Here is a 25,946-nt window from a genome sequence, read left to right on the forward strand (position 1 = left end):
TTAAGCTATTTCATCACTGTTTTTTACTGAACGCTTCTTCTTTATCTGCTTTTTCTCAGCCGGATTATCAGAATAAGTGATTTCTGGTTGTGCTCCATCCGTTATAACTTCTTTTGTGATCACGCATTTTGCAACTCTGTCATCCGATGGAATCTCATACATAAGATCTAGCGTTGCTTTCTCTATGATAGAACGAAGTCCTCTGGCTCCGGTCTTTCTCTCCATCGCTTCTTCTGCTATAGCGTAAAGCGCATCCTTATCAAATTCCAATTCCACGCCATCTAATTCAAATAATTTCTTATACTGCTTGCAGATTGCACTCTTTGTATCTGTCAGGATTCTTACAAGCGCATCCTTGTTCAACAGATCCAGTGTAACCGTTATCGGCAGACGTCCGACAAATTCAGGAATCAGTCCATATTTTACAAAGTCCTGAGGAGTTACCTGCTTTAACAGCTCTCCGATATCCTGTTCTGTCTTATCAACAACCTCTGCATTGAAGCCGATAGCTTTCTTGCCGATTCTGTTGTCAATGATCTTCTCCAGACCATCAAATGCACCACCGCATATAAATAAAATATTTGATGTATCGATCTGTATAAATTCCTGATGTGGATGCTTTCTGCCACCCTGTGGTGGCACTGATGCAACCGTTCCCTCCACGATCTTTAACAAAGCCTGCTGTACACCTTCACCGGATACATCTCTGGTGATGGATACATTCTCACTCTTCTTCGTGATCTTATCGATCTCATCAATATAGATAATTCCATGCTCTGCACGTTCTACATCATAATCGGCCGCCTGAATCAGCTTCAGCAGAATATTTTCTACATCTTCACCAACATATCCGGCCTCCGTCAATGCAGTTGCATCGGCAATGGCAAACGGAACATTCAGAATCTTTGCAAGTGTCTGTGCCAGATATGTCTTACCGGAACCGGTTGGTCCGACCATGAGAATATTACTCTTTTGAAGCTCTACGTCAAAATCTTTATCTGCCATGATACGCTTATAATGATTGTATACCGCAACAGATAATACCTTTTTTGCTTCTTCCTGACCGATTACATACTGATCCAGGAATTCACGGATCTCCTTGGGTTTCAGTAAATTAATGGAATCTTCAGCACCTGTTTCTTCCAGTTCTTCATCAACGATCTCTGCGCATATCTGTACACATTCATCACAAATATAAGCGTTTGGTCCTGCTATAAGTTTTCTGACCTGATCCTGCGTCTTATTGCAGAAGGAACATCTAAGTAGTTTTCTATCTTCACTACGATTTGCCATTCCAATACCTCTTTATACTATCTTTTTGCGATTACACTATCGATCAGACCATATGCACATGCTTCTTCTGCTGACATCCAGTTATCTCTCTCTGTATCAGCAGCAATCGTTTCATATGGCTTTCCGGTATTCTCGCTTAACATTCTATTTAATTTCTCTTTTGTCTTTAAAATATGCTTTGCAGCAATTTCAATCTCTGTAGCCTGACCCTGCGATCCGCCGGATGGCTGATGGATCATGATCTCGGCATTTGGAAGTGCAAATCTCTTACCTTTCGCACCACCCGCAAGCAGGAATGCACCCATACTTGCTGCCATTCCACAGCAGATTGTAGATACATCACATTTGATGTACTGCATTGTATCATAGATTCCAAGTCCTGCTGTTACAGAACCGCCCGGACTGTTGATATACAATGAGATATCCTTGGATGGATCTTCGGACTCCAGGAACAGGAGCTGTGCGATCACTATACTTGCTGATGTATCATTTACTTCTTCTCCCAGAAAGATAATTCTGTCTTTCAGAAGTCTTGAATAAATATCATATGAACGTTCACCACGGCTGGTCTGTTCAATGACATAAGGTACTAAACTCATATTTACACCTCCAAAATATCGCAATCAGAAATTATGGATTAAACTTCCTTTGCGTTATCTACAACAACCTTAACTGCCTTTTTAACAGCAAGATCCTTTTTAATGCTATCCTTTTCTGCATCACCCATGAAGCCTTCGATATCTTCTACATTCATCTGATACTGTTTTGCCATAGCTTCCAGTTCTTCATGTACTTCATCGTCTGATACCTCAATATTTTCAGCAGCAGCAATTGCTTCCAGAACAAGACGGGATTTGATTCTCTTCTCTGCGTCTGGTTTGATTCTCTCCATTAATGCTTCCTCTGTAATATTGCAAATCTGCATATACTGCTCAAGGTTGATTCCCTGATACTGAAGATTCTGAGCGAACTCATCTTTGATTCTTTCCTGTACATCTGCAACCTGTGCATCTGCAACATCCATCTTTGCATTCTCGATTACTTTCTCGATCAGCTTGTTTTCTTTCTCGTTCTCAGCATCCTTCTGCTTCTTCTCAGCAGCCTTACTCTTGATATCTTCTTTATATTCATCTAATGTCTCAAAGTCTGAAACTTCACTTGCAAACTCATCATCTAATTCCGGTAATTCTACAGCCTTGATCTCTTTGATCTTGCATTTGAATACTGCCGGCTTACCTGCTAAATCTTCTGCCTGATAATCTTCCGGGAATGTAACATTTACTTCTACATCCTCATCGATGTTCTTGCCAACAAGCTGATCTTCAAATGTATCAATGAATGAATGAGAACCAAGAACGAGCTTGTAGTTCTCAGCTTTACCGCCTTCGAAAGGAACACCGTCAACAGATCCTTCGAAGTCAAGTGTAACTTCATCATCCATCTGTGCAGCTCTGTCTGTTACAGGGTTGTATCTTGAGTTCTCTTTCTGAACCTTTAAAAGCTCTGCCATAACTTCATCATCTGTTACTTCTACGTCAGCCTTTTCTACTTCGAGTCCCTTATAATCACCAAGTTCAACTTCAGGCTTAACAGCTACTTCTGCTGTAAAGATAAAATCCTTGCCCTTTTCGATCTGAGTTACATCGATAACCGGTCTTGATACAACATCAACATCTGATGCGCTTACTTCCTTTGGATAATACTCATTAATTAATGAATTAGCTGCCTCTTCATAAAATACTGCAGGTCCATACATCTTCTCAATAAATGCCTGTGGCACATGACCCTTTCTGAAACCAGGTACATTGAATTTACCTTTCTGCTTATTGTAGGCAGTTGTCATTGCCTTACCAAACTCCTCTGCCGGTACTGTGATTGTAAGTTTTGCCATACTGTGTTCCAGATTTTCTACTGCTAAACTCATTTTTTATTTCCTCCTTAAAATTATGCAAATGATGCCTTATGCCATCATCTTTTAATAATATATAAGGCATTATTTAGCATCCATTTATCATTTCGTTTTTATTGTGGGCATAAAAATACCCGCATCAATCATCCGATTATACCATATATACCGGATATATGTCCAGTCCATTTTCCATAATAACACAGAAAAAGGTTATTGTCTTTTCGACAATAACCCCTTCCTGCTAAGCAAAAGCTATAAGATATCTCTTATTTTACTGCTTATCTGCCTGACATCTGTTCTTCCTGTCTCTTGATCATCTGACGAACCATCTCGCCACCGATTGATCCGCTCTGAGCAGATGTTAAGTCACCATTGTAACCATCCTTGAGGTTTACACCAATTTCCTTAGCAACCTCCATTTTGAACTTGTTCATAGCGTCCTTAGCTTCCGGAACACTCATCTTGCTTGTTCCTGTTGAATTTGAACTTGCCATAATACATTTCCTCCAATACATTTATTTAAGACTTTGTTGTCTTGATTCTATTATGTGTATTATAAGAAAAACTATTATGCCAATTTTTGTATTTTTATAGTTCACAGGCAAAATATCAATCATCAAATTAATATGTCATCGGCTCTTCTTCGCCATTCATAACTCTTAATGCTCCCTGTGCAAGTGCAAGAAGTTCATCCTCACCAGGATATACTGTAAACGGAGCGATAAATCCGGCTCTCTTTTCCAGTTCTGCACATGTATGCTTGGAATATGCGATACCACCTGTTAAGATGATCTGATCTACTTTTCCGCAAAGTACGGTTGACATAGCCCCGATATCCTTTGCTACCTGCTGATGAAATGCGTCCTGAACAAGCTTTGCATGCTCATCACCTTCCTGAACGAGTTTCTCGAGATCTCTTGCATCATTGCTGCCGATATATGCATTGAATCCGCCGTTACCGACAAGTTTCTTTGTAACTTCCTGCTGTGTATATTTTCCTGAAAAGCACATCTTAACAAGATCACCTGATGGAACTCCACCTGCTCTCTCCGGTGAGAATGCGCCTTCACCATCTAATGCATTGTTAACATCAACGATACGTCCGTTTAAGTGAGCACCAACAGATACACCGCCGCCCATGTGTACAACGATCAGGTTCAGATCTTCATATTTCTTACCATGCTCTTTTGCATATCTCTTTGCAACTGCCTTCTGGTTTAATGCATGGAATACACTTCTTCTTGGAAGCTCAGGCACACCGGATAAACGGGAGGATGGCATCAGCTCATCTACAACAACCGGATCTACAATGTAAGATGGAATTCCCAACTCATCGCCAATCTCTCTTGCAAGGATACCACCAAGGTTGGATGCATGCTGACCCTGTTTACCGATCTTTAAATCCTCTAATAATTCATCACTAACAGGATATGTACCGCCCGGAATCGGCTTTAACATACCACCACGACCTACACATACATCTAATGTCTTGATGTCAAAATTTTTCTCTGCAAGAATATCAAGGATAACTTTCTTTCTGAAGTCCTTCTGCTCAACGATAAGGTTGAAGCCCGCAAGTTCCTCTGTTGTGTGTCTTAATGTTTCTTCAAATAATAAATTCTCGTCTTCAAATACACCTATCTTTGTAGATGTTGAACCCGGATTGATAATCAAAATTTTGTATGACATGTTCTTCCTCCAAAATTCTTATATATTTATTCCGTAACCATAACGGTCTGATTACTGCTCATTCTTGATTGCTTCTGCAACAACTGCTGCAAGAGCGATAGAGTTCATCTTTACTTCAAAGCTGTCTGATCTGGATGTCAGGATAACCGGTGCCTTTGTTCCTGTCAGGATACAACCGTTCTTGCTTGCTGTTGTATGTGTCAGGCACTTGTATACAAGGTTTCCGGCGTGGATATCCGGGAATAAGAGGATATCTGCATCACCAACGATCTTACGGTCTTCTGCTCCCTTATGTTTAGCTGCTTCCGGATCGATCGCAAGGTCAAGTGATAATGGTCCGTCAACGATACATCCTGTGATCTCGCCATTCTCGTTCATCTTTGTAAGCTCTGCTGCATCTACAGTTACAGGCATCTTAGGATTTACAACTTCAACTGCCGCAAGCGGAGCAACCTTTGGACATGGAATACCACAAGCATGAACAACTTTTACTGTATTTTCAATAATCGCTTTTTTATCCTCAAGAGATGGATATGTCATGAATGCTACGTCTGAAAGATATAATAATCTGTCAACACCCGGAACCTCAAAAACTGCTACATGTGATAATGGCTTACCGGTTCTTAAACCTACTTCCTTATCCAGAACGCTCTTTAAGAAGTTCTTTGTATCAATGATACCCTTCATATACATATCTGCTTTATTATTATGTACCAGCTCAACAGCCTTATGTGCAGCCTGAATGCTGTCCGGTTCATTTATGATCTCATACTCATCCAGATTCATATCAAGTTCAGCAGCGATCTTTCTGATCTCAGCTTCATCACCGACGAGAATCGCATCTGCAATACCTTTTTCCTTTGCCGCCTTAACGGCTTCCAGAACCGGCTTGTCCTGAGCACATGCTACAGATACTGTCTTCTTGCTGCATTTTGCAACCTTGGCTAATAAATCTTCAAAACTCTTACTCATTCGTTTACACCTCTCGCGATTTTTATTCTTTTTCCCATAACGCATGAACTTATTATGGGTTGCCGCTCTCTTCCGGCAATCTTTATCTGTTATCGTATCACTTTGAAAAAAAAAGGTCAACCCTCTGGATAGTTCAGGCGATCTTCGCCTATATTATAAAGAACCTCTTTTAAGAACTTCTCTGCAAGGTAATTTGCCATGTTCAGATTCATGTCCTGATAATTTCCACATTCTCTCGGATTTGCACCCGGAATCGGATCATGATAATGACGTATAAATTCAAACATTGAAATCATCAGATCTACGATATCCTCTGACTTATAATCACCTGCAAGGATCAGATAAAATCCGGTTCTGCATCCCATCGGTCCAAAATAGATTACTTTGTCCTTATAATCCTCATGATTTCTGAGATAAGTAGCTGCCAGATGCTCAATCGTATGAATCTCCGCCGTATTCATGACCGGTTCAAAATTTGGCTTTGTCATGCGGATATCAAAAGTCGTAAGGACCGCATCTCCAGCCTTATCCTTTCTGGATACATAGATTCCAGGATTTAATAATAAATGATTGATCTGAAAACTTTTAATCTTTTCCATAGTTTTTCAACTGCCTCCTTTTAACATAACTTTACAAATTCTGTCATAAGTGCAACACTGTTATCGATCGCCATAGCCGCAAAAGACGGATAATCCATTTCTGCACTGTCATCTGCTTTATCTGAAATCGCACGGACAATCAGATATGGAATCTTGTTCAGACTTGCGACATGTCCGATCGATGCTCCCTCCATCTCTGCACAGGTTCCGTCAAATGTCTCAACCAGCCATTCTTTCTTATCTTTCCTTGATATGAACTGATCTCCGCTGACTACACGTCCGGTAAAGATGTTGACGGAAAGCTCTGCCTGCTTTGCTGCGGCAAGAGCAAGCTCCAGCATTTTGACATCTGTCTTGAAAATATTTTCATCATCTTTTAAATCCGGATTGATTCCCGGAGCATATCCAAGAGCAGAGACATCCATGTCATGCTCTAATGCATCCTTTGCCAGCACGATATCTCCGATGTTGATGTCTGCATTTAACGAGCCTGCAATTCCGGTATTTACAATTCCATCTACCGGGAACAGGTCGATCATTGCCTGTGTACACATTGCTGCATGAACCTTACCTACACCACATTTTACCACAACCACTTCATGGTCACACAAAGTACCTCTGTAAAACTGCATACCTGCTTTTTCAATAATATGCACCTGTTCCATTTTTTCTTTTAACTTTGCAACTTCTTCGTCCATTGCTCCTATAATTCCAAGCATGTCTTCTTTCCTTTCTTACTGCATTTGTTCTCTTTATCCTGCTTATTCTTCACCAACCAGCTCAATCTGGCACATCTTCATCGTTTCAAGTGCAGCCACCTTTGATTCCGGTGTCACGCCTGCCGTACATCTGACATCGACTGCCACGCGAATCTCCGGATATAACGCCTTTATGATAAGAGCATTTGAAACTACACAGATATCGGTACAAAGCCCGATCAGACAGACATCTTCAAATTCATACCGATCCCAACCTGTATACCCAAAGGATGGCTTATCTATGATCTTACAGCCATCTGCATATATTCCATCTGCGATCTTCCATCCGTTAGTTCCCTTTATACAGTGTTCCACCGGCAGATGTTTCCCCTCGTTCGTCTGCAGATAATCTGCCCCATGGGTATCTCTGGTATAAAGCACCTCATCTCCCCTGTTTTTATATTCCTGTATCAGATTTCTTACCGGATCCACGATTGCCTCTGCTTCTTTTGTACCAAGTGAACCATCAATAAAATCATTCTGCATATCAATTACGATCAGGGTTCGTCTCATTCTTTTCACCATATGACCAGTTCAGGTCACCTTTCCATACATATTTCCATGCGATTACTTTTCGCCAGTCCGTTATAAAAGTCTGATCTGAAAATTTGATCACAAACTGTCGTTTCTTTGATACATATTCTCCGATCTGCCATTGATATATCCCGTTTTTTGTCTTCCAGACATAGATACATCTGGTACCATTATCCGGATAACCGAACTTATTTACAAAATTAAAATCCGAAAAATCCAACTGAAAATCGATTGGATCATCTTTTCTGTTATCATCTGTCTGATTTTTAGATTCATCTTCTTCCTGCTTATGAAACACATAACGAAATGCTCGTGCCACCCGTGACCAGAATCCCATTTTCCCTGTTTCATTCTTTTTCTGTTCCAACATCGCTTCCCGTTCATGCACCCGATGCATGCTCCACGAATATGTTTCAATATTTTCGATAGCATATTTAATCTTTGTATTAGAAGTAAATTCGCTCTGGATATGAAAACCTTTTTCAAATTCCCTGTGTTCATCCACTATATGATAATTATTATGCAGAAGTCTGACATTTCCCGGACTGTCTAAATATACGATCTTCCATGTATCTTCTTTATGATGGATTGTAAGCGTATCCCCATTTATCCTTGTCTTCATATCACAATCAATATACATATGCCGGATCATCTCTACAGACATCATCATAAGTCGGAATAACGCATCATATTCTGCCAATTTGTCATAATCTTCTGCCCCATATCTGAGATACGCTTCTATCGCACACTTCGGGCACTGTTTCATCCACTTCGGATAATTTACCAGATACTTCAGATCATAGTCTTTAATATTCCTTGTAAGAATACAGCTTTTATCATGGATCACATCTTCATTTCTGGAACAGATAAACTTCACATTATCATCCGCCATAATCTTACGTCTGAGTTTTGAATCATTCATCTGTCTGCCGGAATTTCCCTGCTGTCTCTTATCATAATACATTTTCTGACTCAGGTTCTGTTGTCTGTTATTTCCATTTCGGTAATTTTTCTTTTTTTCATAAGTATTTCGTTCCCCATATACAGATTTATTCTCTCTCTGGCGGTAATTATTCCTATACTCTGCCAAGTTCCTCTCTCACCACCTTTCCTATCGTTTTTACTTTATAGGACAAATGTACCGTAAAGTATAAATCGAGCTTATTGTAACATTTTATTCCAACATCTACAATAAATCTAAAAAACTCTTATTCGCCAAATACAGCCTTGTAATCTGCCTGAAACTTTGCAATACCCTGATCTGTTAACGGATGCTTTGTCATCTGCTCGATTACCTTGTATGGTACAGTTGCAATATGTGCGCCTGCAAGAGCACAGTCTGTAACGTGGATTGGATTTCTTACAGAGGCTGCGATGATCTCTGTATCTAAACCATAATTGTCAAATATTGTTACGATATCTTCAATCAGGTTGATACCTGTTGTGCTGATATCATCTAACCTTCCAAGAAACGGAGATACATAAGATGCACCTGCTCTTGCTGCAAGAAGCGCTTGATTTGCCGTAAAGATCAGAGTTACGTTTGTCTTGATTCCTTCTGCCGATAACACCTTGACTGCCTTTAAGCCTTCAACTGTCATAGGGATCTTAACAACCATATTTGGGTGGATCGCTGCGATCTCTCTTCCTTCTTTGATCATGCCTTCTGCATCTACAATTGTTGCCTTTACTTCTCCACTGATAGGACCATCTACAATTGTTGTGATCTCTTTGATAACTTCATTAAAATCTCTGCCTTCTTTTGCGATCAGAGATGGGTTAGTTGTTACACCACAGATTACTCCCATGTCATTTGCTTTTCTGATGTCATCTACATTTGCTGTATCAATAAAAAATTTCATATTCCTTTACCTCGCTTTATTTTCTTTTTATTTACAGGCATGTCATTCATGCTTTGCTTTTATATGCATACATGCAATTTCATGCTTTGTTTTCTCCTTTATCTGCTGTATCAGTCTGCCGACAATGCTGCCTCTACTTCTTCTCTCTTTGGAATTGACTGAACGGCTCCATTTCTGGTTACTGCTATAGAAGATGCCTTCGCACTCATTCTTAAGATATCCGGTATCTCCATGCCGCAGATCAGTCCTGCGAGGAAATATCCGGTAAAGGTATCTCCGGCTGCTGTCGTATCGACTGCTTTTACTGGAAAGATCGGCTGTTCATACTCACAGTCCTTGTCTGAATACCTTGCGCCATCTTTGCCAAGTGTCAGTACGATCTTTGCTTCCGGGAAACGCTTTCTCATGGAAGCAAGTATATCATCCGGCTCTGTCAGTCCTGTGATCTGTGCACCCTCGATCTCATTTAACAGGAAGATGCTGATCTTTGAAAGATCACAAACTTCAATCTTTTCATTATATGGAGATGGATTAAGTGCGATCACAAGCTTTCTGTCATATGCCCGGTCAATGATATAATCCAGCTTATTAACTTCGTTCTGAAGTAACAGAATATCTCCGGCTTCAAAATGTTCTAATACTTCATCTATATATTCTTCTGTCAGACTCTGATTTGCTCCTCCAAAGAGCAAAATGCAGTTCTGTGCATCCTTGTCTACCTGAATGATCGTGTGTCCGGTCTTCTCATCGATCGTACGGATGAATTCATCATGCACACCATGTTCTCTGCATGCATCCAAGAATACCTGTCCGTCTTCTCCGATCATTCCGCCATGATAGATATCTACGCCTGCCTTTGCAAGTGCAATGGACTGATTAATTCCTTTTCCTCCGAGGAATACATTCATTCCGTAGGTTGCCTGCGTCTCACCCGGTGCGATAATATGATCGACACTGTAGACATAATCAAGGTTCATGGAACCAATATTTAAAACTTTCATCATTCACCTCCAAAATCTGTATTTTTCTGTCGTTATTACTTATGCAGGAAATGCGACTCCTGCTGTAAGGATAATATTTGGATATGGTGTAAATTCACCTGTCCGAATTGCAAATTTCACGAATCTGTGTCTCATCAAGGACTGCATCCATTACCTGCTTAAATGTCGGTACACCTCCACAGAGTGCCAGATCTACAATCTCTACTCCCTTTGGAATTGGCATTCCGCCATCACCGATCATAAATGTATCCTTATGTCCAAGCCCTGCGATCAGACCTGCAAGCTGTGCATTAATGATACCTCTTTTTTTTCATATTATCTGTCCTCCATACCTATCTGACATATGTTTATCTTTTTAAGAACGTGGACATGAAGCGATTCTCCATGTCCACGTTCCTTAATATTATCTCCGTCTTTACGATATCTTCGATATTATTTGTTCTCATTTCTTGCCTGTAATGCCATCTTTGCCTGCATCTTTCTCTGGAACTGGTCAATGATAACCGCTACGATGATAACCAAACCTTTGATAACCATCTGCCAGAATTCAGATACACCACACATAACCATACCATCATTGATAACACCGATTACGAAAGCACCAACGATTGTTCCGCCGATCGTACCAACACCACCTGCCATGGATGTTCCACCAAGTACGGCTGCTGCGATCGCATTCCTTCCACAAGACGCTTTCGCTCTACCTTCGACGTAGCGGTACTAAGCTCCCGCTTTCGCGGGTCGCTAAGGACCGACGCTCAGGCAGGCTTGTTGCATAATAATATGATATCTTCTATTTTTTATTTACTAATTATCTCCGCATGAATAGCTTTCTTCTAATTCAATCAAATAAAAGTGTTCTGCAAAATAAAGTTAAATCTTTCTCGCCTGTATATGACATTTTCTAATCTTCTGATCTGTTTGATACATTCTTTCTTGTGATCTTTAACAGCGACAGGATTGTCTGGCTAACGACTTTTCGGCTGGCTTCGTCCATCTTCTTGATCGAAGTCAGGATTCTTCCGATATCCTTATACCAGTTATTTTGCAGATCATCCGTGGTCTTCGCATCGCATTCATCTAACAGTTCGAACAGGGAATTTACGAACTGCCTGCGCTGGTCGTAGTCCATATTGTCGATCCATTCTTTTAAGGAAGCATTTAATAAACGACATTCATCTGTGATCCCCTCCTCATGGATCAGGGATGGTCCAAGAACCTCCCAACTATATACATCATGCTGCATGAAGCCCTCCTGCATACTTCGGATCACGACATATTTCTCTCTGTGCTCAAGCAGCATTCCCACTACGGAATTCTGTGGTATGTATGTGATCATCCGTGATAGCATTCGGTTGTAACCGGCAAGCTCTAACACATTTGGTTCAAATCCCGGACCATCCATACTGCATACCTTCAGAATCCTATCCTGCAGAGTACGTTCACAGGTTGCTGCTGCATAGATTGCAAGATTTCCGCCTTTGGAATGTCCGCATAGCAGGAATGTTCCGGCTATCTGTTCTGCTGCCTGCCGCAGATACTCGACTGCTGTCCGCTGAGACGGAACCGGTGAAAGGAATGCCATATTACAATCTTCCCGCCAACCGACAACTGTTTTATCGGTTCCTCGGTATACCACACAGCTTACATCGTCAAATAATTTTACTGTGACTGCTGAAAACTGCTTCTGTATCTCCTCATCCAACTGATTCACATAACCGCATAAGCGCAGATCACCAAATCGTCGGCTTGCTCCCATTGCAGCAAGCAGTTTCAGATCATCTTCATAAATCACCTGTGTCATGCGCTTCGCATCTCCTAAGAAACGCTCTGCCGCCTCTGCTACCGTGACTGCATGACTAAAATCATCCGGCACGATCCCCTCAAACGGTATATATGAAAATCTTGAAAATACAACTGCATCCACCTCATTAAAAGCCGATGCCTCAAACGGCAGATCACCCCGCCATTCCAGATAGTCTAATATATTTGCCATATTCACACCCCCGGCTTATCTAAAAACCTTCTTTACGTCTCTGCCCTCTGAGTTCTCTCCGTTTCTCTCCTGCCAGCCATTCTGCTTGTTCACTTTCGTTCTCAAGTGTCAGCCCCGGAACCGGTCTTGGTTTGTCATTTTCATCGACAGCCACCAATGTCAGATACGCCCGATTGATTGAGCGCCGGATTCCTCTGTGATCCTCGATATAAGTATCCACACGGACATCCATCGAGGTATGTCCGACATAGGTAATACGGCCTACTAATACGATCAGATCCTTCAGATAAGCACCTCGCATGAATTTCAGATTATCAACCGAGGCTGTGATCACATCTCCATTTGAATGGCGGATCCCAACAAGACCTGCAACTTCATCGATCCATGCCATTAACTGTCCGCCAAATAATCGTCCGGCACCATTTAAATGCTCCGGCCGTACCTGAAAGACCTGCTCTACCATTGAATCACTGACTTTTTTCGTATTTCGCTCCATATACACCGTTCCCTTTCTTTATTTTCATCCTGTTTATAATTGGAGTATTCATCCGGTATTATTCCTGTTCTGCTCATTTTATCATAACAGACGCAAATACACAATCGGCAGCCGGTCTGTCCAACAATACCCTTTTATTCCGTCTATCCTGCAATGCTCTCTTGTCCGGTCTGTTAAACAATATGCTTTCTTCTGTCGCGTACATCCATACATATGCACAGTATAAAACATATAAATCCTGATATCGTGATAATAATTCCCGGTACAAACATAGGATATACAAAGGAAATCTCTGTATGCCTCTCATGCACAACAAGAAGATTCATCTGCTCGGAAATCTCCTGATCAGATGTAAATATGTCCTGTGCCGCAATCGACGTATTGACACCTGTTTCCTGATCAAAATCCGCATCAACATCGATCGATAGTCCATCTTCTTTATAAGCTATTGTGATTGGAACAAGTTCTCTGTCCGGAAGCTGTTCATTTGATATCCCGAGCACATCATTTAAGATGTCAACCAGTGCCGCATCCTTCCTGCTAACAGCTTCATACATCAGATTCAGTCCGAGGAAATATACATTTGGCAGATCATCTTTCATACCTAAAAACGTCAGCTTCTGATTGCCCATCTGAAACGTTCCGATCTCGGTATCGGTTCCGGTTATATAAGCTGTACTAAAATCCCTGTCTTCCTCCGCAAAGTCATCACTTCGGATCTCGCTGTTCTGATAAGAAAGAACCGGATACCGTTCATCAAAATGGATCTGCTGTGCAAATACACCGAGAAACATTTCCTGTTTATTACTCTTATTAGCCGGAACATGGGTACTGTCGATCACAACTCTGGTACCTGCTGCCGCCACGTCCGTAAGTATCGCTTCTGCCTTACTCTGATTCCTGTATTCAAATCCGGTTAAGAACAAAGTATCATACCGGCTCAGTTCTTCCACTGAATAATCCTCGATCACATCCGAGCTTCCTGCCACAAATGCCGGATAAAGCAGAGTCATTTCATTTGCATATTTTCCGATTGCAAGCCCATAGTATCCGGTGACCGTTCCAAAGTTCTCCGGTGTCTCACGTTTATAAGTATATGCAGTCGTCATTTCCTGCACCATAGAATAACCGCTGGCTGCCGCATCCTGCTCAATATCAGAGATTGTGATATCCTGCTTCTCAAGATCACTCTTCCGTATCAGAACCGTATCAGCCCCAAGCTCTACTGCCCGATCAAACAGAAAACGATAGTATTTTCGGTCAAGTGCTTCATTTAACAGAACAATATTATCCCCAGTCGCAGCACCCTGCCAAGCCCAGCCATACGTGTACATCGTATGACTGCTGCCACTGATTCCATAAGATGGATAAGAACCATAAGAACTCTTATCGATAACAGCCGTCCGCTGGTCTGTCAGTTCCGTAAGCTGCTGCATCTCCATTTTTGTTTCATCTGATGTAGCAACGCTGTAAAAATCCAGATTCATACATGATATACTGTCTACACACAGAAGTGCAGCCAGAAGCACACAATATTTTTTCTTCAAGCGAACCCATTCCAGACATGCACTGAAGAAAAAACCATAGATCATCGGCGCAAACCGGGTCATCCAGAACAACTGGCTGAACGGAAGCTTTACCAGTATCCGGTATGCAGCAGGCGTTGTACAGGCAAGCATGATCAGTAAAAATACAAAACCGGCTTTCTTTCCGCCTCTTGCAAGCAGGATTCCGGCTATCGCGATAAGTACTGCTGCCAGTCCGAAATAAAAGCTGTCATTTCCTGCACTCAGACGTTTAAATGGATTTAATGACGTCGTAAGTGGATAGATCAAAGTTGACATAACACTTCCGTCTCCACTCTCTGACGTCACAAGCCCGCCTTTTAAAGAAGGAATCACCCATATACCCGCTGTCAGGATTCCACAGATCATATAGATAAGAGCAAATATTTTTCTTCTAGTATCCTTATTCCATATCTGATCGATCAGCAGATATAAAAATGCAGATACGCCCATGATCGCAGTAACCATCAGATGCGTAAAACTCATCAATGTCATACAAACAAACAATCCGACAGCTGCACAATTATTCTTCTTTCTTACATAGAGCCATAAGAACCAGATCGCATATGGTACAAGCATCGTCGTCACCATCTGCGGCAGATTTCCCGCTGTAAAATAAATTCTGATATGCTCCGGCATAAAGAACCAGAGCAGTCCGAAAAAGGTTCCAAGCACTCTGCGGTTCTCATGGATCCCCCAGAGAATCCACGGAAGTCCACCGACTACGAATATAACAAAGGCAAGCAGCCTGTAAGCCAGAAGAAGATCGCCCCCTGTAAGAAACATCAGTCCCGCCATAATATAATAAGAGAGCGGTCCCCAATATCTGAAAAGCTGGATTCCGTTATACCAGTATGGGGAGAACAACGGAAAGACGTTTCCTTTTTTCAGGCTCTCATACATTTCCTGCGACTTATAGAGATGTCCCCAGATATCACCACCGGACGGCTCATATCCTGATAGCACAAGATACAGTGCAAGCCCTGCACCTGCAAGTAACAAGATACTTATACATATGCAGTTTTTCCGAATTCTCTTGTGACTGTCTGTCATATTTCTTACTCTCCAATATGTTTTATCTCATCTAAGATCAGGTCTGTAAGCGTCTGCACCGTCTGATTCTGCTCCATCTCCTGCTCATCCAGCATACTGATCACATATGTTCTTCCCGGTGTCTCACTCATCTCGATCATCAGAAAGATCCATCCCATTGCATTTAATATCTCCTGCAATTTTTCTTTAAAATACAGGCATACGTTTTCGATCGTTGGATTTAATATATCAAACGGCTTTATATCATTCAGATAATTATTCTGAAAAGGTTCCAGAAATTCCTCAACTGCCTTTTCAAGTATATGAAATGGTTCAAAATTCTCCTTTCCCTTCACCACATGCAGAACGATCTCCCAGGTATGCGGATGTACTTCGCCTAATTTTCCACCGATATAGATAGCATGCCTGGCATCCATATAGAATTTGAATTTATACTGTTGATATCTCATTCCGCTACGCCTCCTCCTGCTTTCTGGTATAAGCATCGTACACATCCACCGGTTTTTTTACCCCAACATCGATTAAGTCATATCGTATCGAGCGATATGCATTCTCGGACTTTCGGATACAGTACCGATAAATCTCATCCGCCCTGTCTTTTGCCTGCTGTTCATCCAGCCTGTAAAGCAGAATAACAAAAAATCCTTTCTTCACCTCACCCATGATCTCATTTTGATAAAGTCCGGAACGAATCTTTCTCATAAAATGAAAGATCTCCTGTCTGCTGTAATAACGATCCAGCATATCCAGATGAATAAACATATAATGGATCGGTTTTAACGCTTCATCATCCGATTTCTGAAGCATAATACGAAGAAAATTATTATCATAGAATTCATGCGAACTGTTATATTGATTCTGCACATAGATATTCTTTGCTACCTCGTCATCTGAAGTCTTTTCAAACCCCATATTTCCGGCATTACTCGTCACCTTTTCAAGCTTCCTGTTACGTTTGTCCAGTTCTTTTTTCGTACCCTTCAGATTTTTCTCTGCCTTGTTCCATGATTCCAACAATGCAATCAACAGACTGAGCAGAACGACACTTACCAGTCCTGTTGCAATTACAACATAATATCCATGCTTTATTGTAGATGTCCGTTCCAGAATACTATCCATATCAGACACCACACTGATCGTACATTCTTCCTGTCCGACCGTCCATCTGACTGTATTCACTACAACATCCTGTTCTTGTATCATCTTCCAGAATTCTGTGATCTCTGCATATTTGCCTAATGTATTCGTTGTATTCTCATTCTTTGCCCACAGCACTTCCGAACCTCTTGTATATACAAAGAACCGTTCTCCTGCGGAAACTGTCTTCTCTTGTAAAAAAGCAAGAACCTCTGCATCTTTTCCTGACTTCTGAACTGACTGAATGTTGTAGGCTAATAACTGTAGATAGTCCTCCTGATCAGCCTCATATGCCTGTATCACTGCTTCCCGGTTCTGTAATAACTCATAACAGATACATCCCATAAATATCATAATAAACAGGATCACGGTTGCGGATATCGAAAAAATCCTATGATTCGGTGATGTATATAATTTTTTTATCCATGATTGTTTTTTCTCTTTATTCACTGGTATTTACCTCATCTCTGATCTTCTCCAGCACCCGGTGTGCTCCTGCAAAATCATGCATCACGACCTGTTTAAAGTCATGCCATTCTTCATGCAGGTCTCTTGTCCGCCATGTTCTCGTTTTTCTGGTTGAATTAATAATTCCTGCAAACCGGAACCAGAATACAATAAAATTAAACAGCGGAAGTAAAAAGATCAGATACCATTTCCTTGCATAATATTTTCTCAAATATGGAAAATCCTTTAAAAACAGAATAATACAGATATACAACAGGAAGTTGGCCATACTGTATAAAAAGAATAAGAATACGAGTGATGTCACAATAAGCTTCATCGGATAATTGATAAATGCCAGACAGATAATCGCAAAATACCAGATCATTCGAGGAAACGCAAACGTATGATCATACACAAGGATCCGCATGACGAAATCTTTAAAGAAACTCCTGCCAATGTTCATCTTGTCCTTTCGGAACATATGAAGCACTTCCAGTTCACCGCTCTGCCATCGCTGTCTTTGAACATATAGTTTATTTAAGCTCTCGATCGGATCTACAAAAAAGATCGCATTCGGACAAAGTGCCACACGCTTCTTCATCTGAAACCGTACCTGAAAAGTTACATGAGTATCCTCGCACAGGGTATCCGTATTATATAACTGCGTCTTCATGATCGCAGATTTACGGAACGCCGAAAAAGCACCTGACAGAGTAAAGATACTGTTCAGCTCCGACTGGAAATTACGGCCGGATAGAAATGCCTGACAATATTCACCAAACTCCATCTTCTGCAGTAACCGTAAAGCGCACCGATTCGTCTGATCGATCAACTCCGGATTCGTCAGTACTGTTCCGGTCAGGCTGTGAACTTCTGGTTCATTCTCAAACATTGTAACAATATTTCTGATAGCATCCGGTTCTAACATTCCATCACTGTCAATATGGATAATATATTTACCCTGGCAGTTAAACAATGCCAGATTAAGGGCTTTGGATTTTCCCTGCTTCGAATTCATCCAATTGATCGAGAGATTCGGGAAATCCTTCTGACATTTGCTGTATATCTCAAAGCTGTTATCCTTGCTCATATTATTGACAAGCAGAACAAATATCTTATCCTTCGGGTAATTCGATTGATAGATCGACTGCACACAGGCATACAAGGTTTCTGCCGAATTGTAGACCGGAACGATCAGAGATACCTCCGGATAATGGGATAACGGCTTATATTTCTTCTTCATGATCCTGCGTTTTAACAGGATGATAAAATTCCCGACTGTTGGGATCACTTCCATGATCAACGGAATGACGATCCATGCCACCCAGAAGATCACGGAAGACATAAGCATATTTTTAATTGCTGTCATAACGGAATGCACCTACCTTCTGTCTGACAATCTGTGGTTTCGTGAATACATAGAAATACAGGAATACTGTACATCCATAGAACAAGATTCTGGCAAATATCGTATGTGCAAAGAAATACATATCGATGCCCCATATATGAACTAACAGGCAGATAAAGAAGATTCGAAGTACATTTGCGAGGAAGATCGCCATCACTCCGATCATACTTACAACCACTCTCTCATATTTGTCATAGACCGGAAAGAACCAGAGCAGTGCAAGAAACGCCAGCATCTCGATCACACCGGAACACTCAAAATCAATATATAAGGACAGACTGGTTCCGCCATTCTGGATAAACAGAATTCCCTGCTGAAAATAAGAATCATAGAGATGCGTCAGCCCACCGATCACACCGGCAACAGCAGAGACGGCCTTTTGAAGCGAAACTACGACATACGGTTCTATCAGTATCAGACTGAAAATAAACAATCCCACACTTCCGCAGATATAATACCAGAAATTCAATTTTGCCCGATATAATACTGTTAATATATAGATCCAACCAAGAAGACAGACAAATACCAGCCAGTTCATCCTCTACCTTTTATCCTTTCTTTTCTTTGCAACATAGCCTGCTGCCAGTAACAGAGCGATCAACACACCTACGGCCGGTCCTGTAGAAGATCCGGCAATCGACACACCCTGACCTCCGATATTCGGATTCTGGATCGTGATAGTTCCCATCTCATCCGCAGGAATACCTGTTAATTCTGCCAGACGTTTCAGACTGAGCGAGAATTCCACCTCATCTCCCGGCGTATTATCCTTATGTTCTGCATCATACACTGTATATGCTACTTTACTGTCACATTCATTATTATTTCCATATCCGATAAAAGCTTTCAAGTTAGTATGGATTCCTTCTGATCTCGGAGCCTGCGTACTCCAGTCGATATTTCCGTTCTTTTCCGGCTGGATCTGCATGGCAAATGTCTTGCCGTTGATCGTCAGATACCAGATCTGAAGCTGCATACCGGAGGTATATAATTCATTCATCTTAAAATGGCCATATAAAGTATCCCCGTCTAATGCAAGCTGACCATAATGATTACACTGTTTGTTATTACTGGAATATGTAATCTCCGTCTTCGGTCTTCCTTCCCAGTCATCATAATAGCCATCGATCTGGATATTGCCGCCTACATGGATTCCGCCCGTTGTATCTGTTGTTGCCTCATCCGTCATTTCTCCGGTAGTGGTTGCACTATTGTTATCCTCCGATGTAGTCTCAGGAGTTACTGCACTGCTGTCTTCTGATTCCGTACTGGAAATCTCTGTTGTACTCTCACCAGTACCGTCTGCAGTAGTATCTTCACTTACTGCTTCAGTAACACTCTGTTCCGTTGTCCCGGAAACTGTTGTATCATTTTTTTCAGCTTCAGTTGTATCTTCGGTCGTCAGAATTTCTTCCGTTGAGTCCTTCTCTGTAGCAGATGTAATTTCTTCCGTATTTTCTGTAGAAGCTTCTTCCGTAGTATTCTTTGTACCAATCGTAACTTTCGTGCTCTGCCCTTTATATGTTACCTTCAGCGTATCAAGACTAAAAGCCTCATAAGTATCAAGTGGAACCTGAATCTTCCATGTCATAAATTCATATCCGTAATATTGTTTTTTTCCGGTATTTGTAACCGTTCCGGAAGCCCCGCTGATTTCCGAACTCCATGCATCCTTTACTGAAAATGAACTTCCGTCTCCATTATTTCCATTATTCAATATGATCGCATTCAATCGATCCAGTGACACTCCGTCTGCCGACAGGTCAAAGCGCTCATTCAGATATCCTGACCAGCTTCCATTATACCGAATACACAAATAATCATTATCCGTATATATATCTACTGTATTTCCATTATCTTCAAACGTTGCTGCCTGACTCCTCATTCCTGTCATTGGCATACAAGAAACAGCGATCAACAATACCGCTATCCCTACAGCTATTATTTTTTTACAGATTTTCTTATGTCTCATCATACATGCCTTCTTTCTGTCTGTTTTATGACATTCCACACAAAAAAGACCCATCTTATCCGAATGAGTCCCTATCTATTTTTTCTGGTCAGGCATCTGTTTCTTATAGAACAAGATTGCCTCCAGATTTTCTCTGCTCCGTTTCTCATTAACCGTCGGTAACAAAATGCGATCACACACCTGATACACCCCAAGCGGTGTATCCCCTATATCAAGCTGCATCAGCTCCGCATTCAATTCCGATAATTTTATCTTTAATTGTTCGTAAAAATAATCTCCGATTGCCTCTATACTTGCATTCCCGGCAAAACAGGGAAGTTCATTCAGATATAAGCCCTCATATCTGCCGAGAAAAATCTCAATCATTCTGTCTAGCCGTTTAAAATCCATATCTCGACCGGAATGATTACGAATATACAGTATCATCGTAAATGTATGACTGTGTGCCTGTTCTTTATTTCCATCAAAGCTATGGCTGGCATTAAAATGATACTGACACTTATAAAAATCAATCACATTATCACCTCAATCTTCTAGCCATTTGGGCATTATGCTACCTTTTCGACTGCTATTCTAGTATAGAAAACAAGCAAATTCAAGGAAGTACAACATTTTTTCACATTCGGAGATAACGAATTTTTTCAGCTGTTTCAGTCATTTTGCACAATTTACGTGTGAAATCCATATTCTTATATTTCATCTATCAAAAATCTCAGATTATTTCTGAAAAGGTTCAACATTTTGCCTAAAACAAAACCATTATACAAGAGGTTTTTATTCGATCATTCAAAATTCAAAAAAATCACATTTTTTCCTTGTCTAATCGGCACAATAATATTAAGATAGAGATAATTTGTAAATAAAAATAAAAATGCAGGAGTTTATTATGAAGAAAGTTGTTAAATTTGGTGGAAGTTCCCTGGCAAGTGCAGAGCAGTTCAAGAAGGTCGGTAAAATCGTCCATGCAGATGATAGCCGTGTATATGTTGTTCCTTCTGCTCCGGGAAAAAGATTTGATGGAGATACTAAGGTAACCGATATGTTACTTCATGCATATCAGACCGCCAGCGAAGGCAATGATGTTGACGAAGAATTAAAGGCGATCAAAGCAAGATACGATGAGATCATCACAGGTCTTGAGCTGAAGGATTTCAGTCTGGATGACGATTTTGCGGAGATCAAAAAGAACCTCGCCGAGAATCCTCAGAGCGATTATGCTGCATCCAGAGGTGAATACTTAAACGGTAAAGTCATGGCAGCTTACCTTGGTATTCCATTTATCGATTCGGCAGAAGTCATCTTCTTCAACGAAGAAGGAAATCTGAACGATTATAAGACATACAAGCGTCTGACCGAGCGTCTCGCTCAAAATGAACGTGCCGTTATCCCCGGCTTCTACGGAATGGGTAAAGATGGAAATGTTAAGACCTTCTCTCGTGGTGGTTCCGATGTAACAGGTTCTATCGTTGCAAGAGCCAGCCGTGCAGATGTATATGAGAACTGGACAGATGTATCCGGTTTCCTTGTAGCCGACCCAAGAATCGTTCCGGATCCAAAGCCGATCAAATATATCACATACCGCGAGCTTCGTGAGTTATCCTACATGGGCGCTTCCGTTCTCCACGAGGACGCTATCTTTCCTGTAAGAAGCTGTGGTATTCCTATCAATATCAAGAATACAAATGCACCGGAAGATGCAGGAACATGGATCGTTGAAAGTACCTGCCAGAAGCAGGATTATGTTGTAACAGGTATTGCCGGAAAGAAAGATTTCTGTACGATCTTCATTACAAAAGCAATGATGAATTCAGAGATCGGCTTCGGCCGTAAGGTTCTTCAGGCATTTGAAGAGAACAATATCTCCTTCGAGCATATGCCATCCGGCATTGATACTATGACCATCGTTGTTCATGCAGACGAATTCATCGATAAGGAACAGAGCGTTGTATCTGCTATCCATCGTCTGGCAGAACCAGATTCTGTTGAGATTGAATCCGGTCTTGCACTGATCGCAGTTGTTGGTCGTGGCATGAAGTCAGCCAGTGGTACAGCCGGAAAGCTCTTCACTGCTCTCGCAAACAAGGGCATCAATATCAAGATGATCGATCAGGGTTCTTCTGAACTTAACATCATCATCGGTGTTGAAAACCGTGACTTCGAGACAGCAATCAAAGCAATCTACAGCACCTTTATTACAAAATAATATTTATATCGTGGGCAATTATCAGAGCACATTGTATAAATACAGACTTTAGCTTACTGTCCTCGCACAGGTAATACAAACGCCTGTCATTGGTTCTTATTCAATCCAATGGCAGGCGTTTGTATTCATATTAAATATATTCCCATTTTACCAGACATCATTATAATTCTGATATGTAATTTTTTTAACTTTCCTAATGATTTTACTTTTTTCTGATAAGCTTTTTTTGTTGTTCTCTTACCATTTACATAATACTCGTTTATTGTTTTATACGTTACCGGATCCATCCGTGTGCTATATTTCGCGACCTCTGTTCCACCCGACTTTGTCTTTTTGAAATATGTCTTTATATACACACCCATACGTCCGATAAATTCATCTACAAATGCTTTATCAGACATTTTTGTTATACGTGTATATATACCATGTTGGTCACTCTTTGTACTTTCGCTTCTAAGCTTTCCTTTATAATAATATTTAAACTTTAAAGGTTTCCCATTTGTCTTATAAAAATATTTATCCAAACACTTCTTGTATGTTGCCTTTGCTTTTTAGTAAACTTAGATGCTGTCTCGCTTCCACTACATGGCAGTATGAGTGCAATGATCAATAATGCACATAATAATAAAATACTTCTTTTTCTTTCGTAAATGTCTCCCTCCAAATTATTGATATATAAATAATAATATATATTATTTATTATTTCAACCAACTCATTTTCATTTAACATTTACACAATAAAACATTTGCCCACGAATTCAAGAACAGTTATAAATTTTATCTCTTACTGTGCGTCCGGCTGGCACATCTTGATCCGCTCTGCCGCATCCTTGGTAATTGCAAGGCATCTTCCGTGTACCCGGACGATGACATTTCCGAAAAACGATGATACCACCTGAACCTCATCCCCCGTATCTAACGGACAATCTCCAAATAATGCTTTATCTGCACAGTTCCACGCGATCGTTGAACAAAATCCATCCGCTGCATTTGATAATGACATCATAATAACCACCCTTTCTTCTAACAAATATGTGTCAATCATCTGCTGATATATGCTTAGTATATCCCCGATTATATAAATTATACTTCCGCACTTCCTGTGCAAGTCAATGCTAATTATTGTTCAACAATCTAATCTTTCTTATCAGAAACTAACTATCTGGTCAACCATGCTTTAGAAACCTTTTTGTTCACAAGTTCTGCTATTTATATTTTGTGTGAATAGTTCTCAAGTCGATGAAAAAAAACTAGAACATTCACAACATTTCCATCAATACTAAATACAACCACATAATTCATCTGTGGCACAACCACCTCATGGTATCCTTTTTGATCAAGAAAGTTATCTCTGCATCGTGGAAACTGCAATGGGTTTTCTTCCAATCTTTCATATATATCATTGATACTATCCAACAAGTGTCTGGCAGCCTGTTCATTCTTAAGTCGATAAAGCAAATAATAAACAAGTCTATCTAACAGTTTCTCTGCATGTTTTGTTATTCTCAAATTATAAGCCATACTTTCCCCTTGTTTCTTGAAGCGAGATTCTTGCATCCCTTACTTGACCTTTTCTTATTTGCTGTTCTGAAATTTCTATATCATGATACATCGCTATTCGATTCATGGTATTTTCGTAATTCTCCATACTCATAATAACCATATCACCATATCCATTTTTTGTAACATAAATTGGTTCTTCAGACTTGTGACACATATCTGATATCTCTGCTGTATTCTTTAATTCCTTAATTGGTATAATCTGTGGCATAATACCCACCTCCTACTTTATAATGGTATTATTATACCATAATTGTATTCTTTATAAAAGTAAATAACCGTAAAATAAACGGGCATACGGACGAAAAGTTGGACTGTGTAATGTCTGACATGTTATGAGGTACACACAAGAACAAATATCGACAGCACTTGTATTGCTAAAAGCGACAGGATCCCCAGACAAAGTTGTCCAAACCTTAGGGTATCCATCTGCACCAATGCTTTATCATTGGCATAAAAAGTATCCCGAATATTACGATGTTCCAAATCAAAAGCATTGGAGACAAGCTCCAACTGAATTGAAACATGACGTAATTAAACGTTGCCTTATTAAGGGCGAGCCTGTAAAATTAGTGACAGAAGAAATCGGATACATACCTTCCTTGATATATAAATGGATTAGGGAGTATCGGGAGAAGGGATGTTTTCAACCCACGAAAAAAACTACTGCCAACATTAATGTAAATCCAAACGATATCACATCTGCGGAAGATATCAATGAGCTTAAAGTTCAGATGCTTGATATGCAGATGGAAATAGATATTCTTAAAGAAACAATCAATGTATTAAAAAAAGACCCCGGCATCGATCAGACAGCTCTCTCAAATCGGGAGAAGGCAGTGATAATCGATGCCCTGAAAAATAGGTATTCACTGCCGGATCTTCTTAAAAAACTAAACCTTGCAAAAAGTAGCTATTATTATCAAGAAAAAACCATTTATGCAGAGGATAAATACTCCAATCTTCGCAAAAGAATCGTACAACTGTTTCATGAAAATCGTGATATATTTGGTTATCGGAGAATTCATACGCTGCTTCATCGTGAAGGTATAAAAGTTTCTGAAAAAGCGGTTCGTCGTATTATGAAGCAGGAAAAACTAATTATCAGACGAAAACGCAGACAGAAATATAACTCCTATAAAGGTGAAATAACACCTGCGGTGGAGAATGTTATAGCTAGAGATTTCCATGCTACAAAACCGAATCAGAAATGGCTTACTGATATCACAGAGTTTTCTATCTTCACAAAACAAAAAAAATAGCCTAAAAGCCAGCATTTATGCGACTTCTAAGGCTATTCCTAATAGCAGGGGATGAGAGAATCGAACTCCCACCAAAGGTTTTGGAGACCCCTATCATACCATTTGACCAATCCCCTATACTGCTTAAGTGTCCTAAATTGGGACACTTAACAGGTAGATGAAATATTTACTTTTCATGTACCTTCAGAATTTCATACAGAAAGTCTTGCGACTTCATTCTCTCCAATCTC

General features: G+C 40.5%; 26 protein-coding genes, 1 tRNA gene and 2 pseudogenes. 2 read left to right on the top strand and 27 right to left on the bottom strand.

What is annotated here, in order from left to right; translation table 11 throughout:
• The 23 genes and pseudogenes from clpX to DXB77_RS05330 all read right to left on the bottom strand — a co-directional run bounded on the left by clpX (position 1) and on the right by DXB77_RS05330 (position 21,207).
• On the bottom strand, positions 1 to 1,293 hold the full coding sequence (clpX, locus tag DXB77_RS05220) for an ATP-dependent Clp protease ATP-binding subunit ClpX (protein ID WP_021944155.1): 1,293 nt from the start codon (positions 1,291 to 1,293) through the stop codon (positions 1 to 3).
• 17 nt (positions 1,294 to 1,310) lie between these two features.
• Entirely contained in the window at positions 1,311 to 1,892 is a 582-nt protein-coding gene (gene clpP, locus DXB77_RS05225) for an ATP-dependent Clp endopeptidase proteolytic subunit ClpP (RefSeq protein WP_008400599.1), read from the bottom strand.
• 38 nt (positions 1,893 to 1,930) lie between these two features.
• The gene (gene tig, locus DXB77_RS05230) at positions 1,931 to 3,217 is read right to left on the bottom strand and encodes a trigger factor (protein ID WP_008400597.1); all 1,287 of its coding nucleotides are present in this window, start codon (positions 3,215 to 3,217) and stop codon (positions 1,931 to 1,933) included.
• Between the two features lie 263 nt (positions 3,218 to 3,480).
• Positions 3,481 to 3,696 (bottom strand): alpha/beta-type small acid-soluble spore protein, encoded by a 216-nt coding sequence (locus tag DXB77_RS05235; protein ID WP_021944153.1) that lies wholly within the window; start codon positions 3,694 to 3,696, stop codon positions 3,481 to 3,483.
• A gap of 127 nt (positions 3,697 to 3,823) precedes the next feature.
• The gene (gene buk / locus DXB77_RS05240) at positions 3,824 to 4,891 is read right to left on the bottom strand and encodes a butyrate kinase (RefSeq protein ID WP_008400594.1); all 1,068 of its coding nucleotides are present in this window, start codon (positions 4,889 to 4,891) and stop codon (positions 3,824 to 3,826) included.
• A 51-nt stretch (positions 4,892 to 4,942) separates the two neighbouring features.
• A complete protein-coding gene (gene ptb, locus DXB77_RS05245) occupies positions 4,943 to 5,863 on the bottom strand; it encodes a phosphate butyryltransferase (RefSeq protein WP_021944151.1) in 921 nt (306 codons plus the stop codon).
• Between the two features lie 116 nt (positions 5,864 to 5,979).
• A complete protein-coding gene (locus DXB77_RS05250; protein WP_021944150.1) occupies positions 5,980 to 6,462 on the bottom strand; it encodes an S-ribosylhomocysteine lyase in 483 nt (160 codons plus the stop codon).
• Positions 6,463 to 6,482: 20 nt separating this feature from the next.
• Positions 6,483 to 7,181, bottom strand: a complete 699-nt coding sequence (locus tag DXB77_RS05255; RefSeq protein WP_118500625.1) for a 5'-methylthioadenosine/adenosylhomocysteine nucleosidase — start codon at positions 7,179 to 7,181, stop codon at positions 6,483 to 6,485.
• 42 nt (positions 7,182 to 7,223) lie between these two features.
• Positions 7,224 to 7,733, bottom strand: coding sequence for an isochorismatase family cysteine hydrolase (locus DXB77_RS05260; protein WP_117807466.1), 510 nt, complete (start codon positions 7,731 to 7,733; stop codon positions 7,224 to 7,226).
• Positions 7,708 to 8,844, bottom strand: coding sequence for a hypothetical protein (locus DXB77_RS05265; protein WP_117822573.1), 1,137 nt, complete (start codon positions 8,842 to 8,844; stop codon positions 7,708 to 7,710). Before DXB77_RS05265 ends, DXB77_RS05260 begins: the two co-directional genes overlap by 26 nt.
• Positions 8,845 to 8,962: 118 nt before the next feature.
• Positions 8,963 to 9,616, bottom strand: coding sequence for a fructose-6-phosphate aldolase (fsa, locus tag DXB77_RS05270; protein WP_117807464.1), 654 nt, complete (start codon positions 9,614 to 9,616; stop codon positions 8,963 to 8,965).
• Positions 9,617 to 9,726: 110 nt separating this feature from the next.
• Entirely contained in the window at positions 9,727 to 10,617 is an 891-nt protein-coding gene (locus tag DXB77_RS05275) for a ribokinase (RefSeq protein ID WP_118662777.1), read from the bottom strand.
• A 39-nt stretch (positions 10,618 to 10,656) separates the two neighbouring features.
• Positions 10,657 to 10,915 (bottom strand): annotated as a pseudogene (locus DXB77_RS05280) (RbsD/FucU domain-containing protein).
• Between the two features lie 134 nt (positions 10,916 to 11,049).
• Positions 11,050 to 11,292: pseudogene (locus DXB77_RS05285) on the bottom strand (ABC transporter permease); the annotation flags it as partial.
• Positions 11,293 to 11,521: 229 nt separating this feature from the next.
• The gene (locus DXB77_RS05290) at positions 11,522 to 12,613 is read right to left on the bottom strand and encodes a DUF2974 domain-containing protein (protein ID WP_118662778.1); all 1,092 of its coding nucleotides are present in this window, start codon (positions 12,611 to 12,613) and stop codon (positions 11,522 to 11,524) included.
• 19 nt (positions 12,614 to 12,632) lie between these two features.
• The gene (locus DXB77_RS05295; protein ID WP_008400583.1) at positions 12,633 to 13,109 is read right to left on the bottom strand and encodes an acyl-CoA thioesterase; all 477 of its coding nucleotides are present in this window, start codon (positions 13,107 to 13,109) and stop codon (positions 12,633 to 12,635) included.
• 173 nt (positions 13,110 to 13,282) lie between these two features.
• The gene (locus tag DXB77_RS05300; RefSeq protein WP_118662779.1) at positions 13,283 to 15,727 is read right to left on the bottom strand and encodes a 6-pyruvoyl-tetrahydropterin synthase-related protein; all 2,445 of its coding nucleotides are present in this window, start codon (positions 15,725 to 15,727) and stop codon (positions 13,283 to 13,285) included.
• Between the two features lie 5 nt (positions 15,728 to 15,732).
• The gene (locus tag DXB77_RS05305; protein ID WP_117822570.1) at positions 15,733 to 16,176 is read right to left on the bottom strand and encodes a 6-carboxytetrahydropterin synthase; all 444 of its coding nucleotides are present in this window, start codon (positions 16,174 to 16,176) and stop codon (positions 15,733 to 15,735) included.
• Positions 16,177 to 16,180: 4 nt separating this feature from the next.
• Positions 16,181 to 17,314 carry a hypothetical protein gene (locus tag DXB77_RS05310; RefSeq protein ID WP_118662780.1) on the bottom strand — a complete coding sequence of 378 codons (1,134 nt, stop codon included), beginning with the start codon at positions 17,312 to 17,314 and terminating at the stop codon, positions 16,181 to 16,183.
• Positions 17,307 to 18,680: a TIGR03111 family XrtG-associated glycosyltransferase gene (locus DXB77_RS05315; RefSeq protein WP_118662781.1), complete on the bottom strand. Its 1,374-nt coding sequence runs from the start codon at positions 18,678 to 18,680 to the stop codon at positions 17,307 to 17,309. Before DXB77_RS05315 ends, DXB77_RS05310 begins: the two co-directional genes overlap by 8 nt.
• Entirely contained in the window at positions 18,667 to 19,257 is a 591-nt protein-coding gene (xrtG, locus tag DXB77_RS05320) for an exosortase family protein XrtG (RefSeq protein WP_118662782.1), read from the bottom strand. Before xrtG ends, DXB77_RS05315 begins: the two co-directional genes overlap by 14 nt.
• Before the next feature lie 3 nt (positions 19,258 to 19,260).
• Complete coding sequence (locus DXB77_RS05325; RefSeq protein WP_182439434.1) at positions 19,261 to 20,691, bottom strand: Firmicu-CTERM sorting domain-containing protein; 1,431 nt, start codon at positions 20,689 to 20,691, stop codon at positions 19,261 to 19,263.
• A gap of 75 nt (positions 20,692 to 20,766) precedes the next feature.
• A complete protein-coding gene (locus tag DXB77_RS05330; protein WP_118484120.1) occupies positions 20,767 to 21,207 on the bottom strand; it encodes a 6-carboxytetrahydropterin synthase in 441 nt (146 codons plus the stop codon).
• Positions 21,208 to 21,577: 370 nt separating this feature from the next.
• On the opposite strand from DXB77_RS05330, the gene DXB77_RS05335 reads away from it, so the two are divergent.
• A complete protein-coding gene (locus DXB77_RS05335) occupies positions 21,578 to 22,894 on the top strand; it encodes an aspartate kinase (RefSeq protein WP_118662784.1) in 1,317 nt (438 codons plus the stop codon).
• 784 nt (positions 22,895 to 23,678) lie between these two features.
• Here DXB77_RS05335 and DXB77_RS05345 read toward each other — a convergent pair.
• The 3 genes from DXB77_RS05345 to DXB77_RS05355 all read right to left on the bottom strand — a co-directional run bounded on the left by DXB77_RS05345 (position 23,679) and on the right by DXB77_RS05355 (position 24,665).
• Entirely contained in the window at positions 23,679 to 23,897 is a 219-nt protein-coding gene (locus DXB77_RS05345) for a ferrous iron transport protein A (RefSeq protein WP_243100147.1), read from the bottom strand.
• A gap of 206 nt (positions 23,898 to 24,103) precedes the next feature.
• Positions 24,104 to 24,415: a type II toxin-antitoxin system RelE/ParE family toxin gene (locus DXB77_RS05350; protein WP_118662787.1), complete on the bottom strand. Its 312-nt coding sequence runs from the start codon at positions 24,413 to 24,415 to the stop codon at positions 24,104 to 24,106.
• Positions 24,405 to 24,665, bottom strand: coding sequence for a type II toxin-antitoxin system Phd/YefM family antitoxin (locus DXB77_RS05355; RefSeq protein WP_117807451.1), 261 nt, complete (start codon positions 24,663 to 24,665; stop codon positions 24,405 to 24,407). The genes DXB77_RS05350 and DXB77_RS05355 overlap by 11 nt, the downstream gene beginning before the upstream one ends.
• A gap of 163 nt (positions 24,666 to 24,828) precedes the next feature.
• On the opposite strand from DXB77_RS05355, the gene DXB77_RS05360 reads away from it, so the two are divergent.
• Entirely contained in the window at positions 24,829 to 25,716 is an 888-nt protein-coding gene (locus DXB77_RS05360) for an IS3 family transposase (protein ID WP_182439435.1), read from the top strand.
• Positions 25,717 to 25,761: 45 nt separating this feature from the next.
• Here DXB77_RS05360 and DXB77_RS05365 read toward each other — a convergent pair.
• A tRNA-Trp gene (locus DXB77_RS05365) sits at positions 25,762 to 25,832 on the bottom strand.
• Between the last annotated feature and the right edge of the window lie 114 nt (positions 25,833 to 25,946).

This window comes from Clostridium sp. OM05-9, from assembly GCF_003481465.1.
GTDB classification, from domain to species: domain Bacteria; phylum Bacillota; class Clostridia; order Lachnospirales; family Lachnospiraceae; genus Coprococcus; species Coprococcus ammoniilyticus.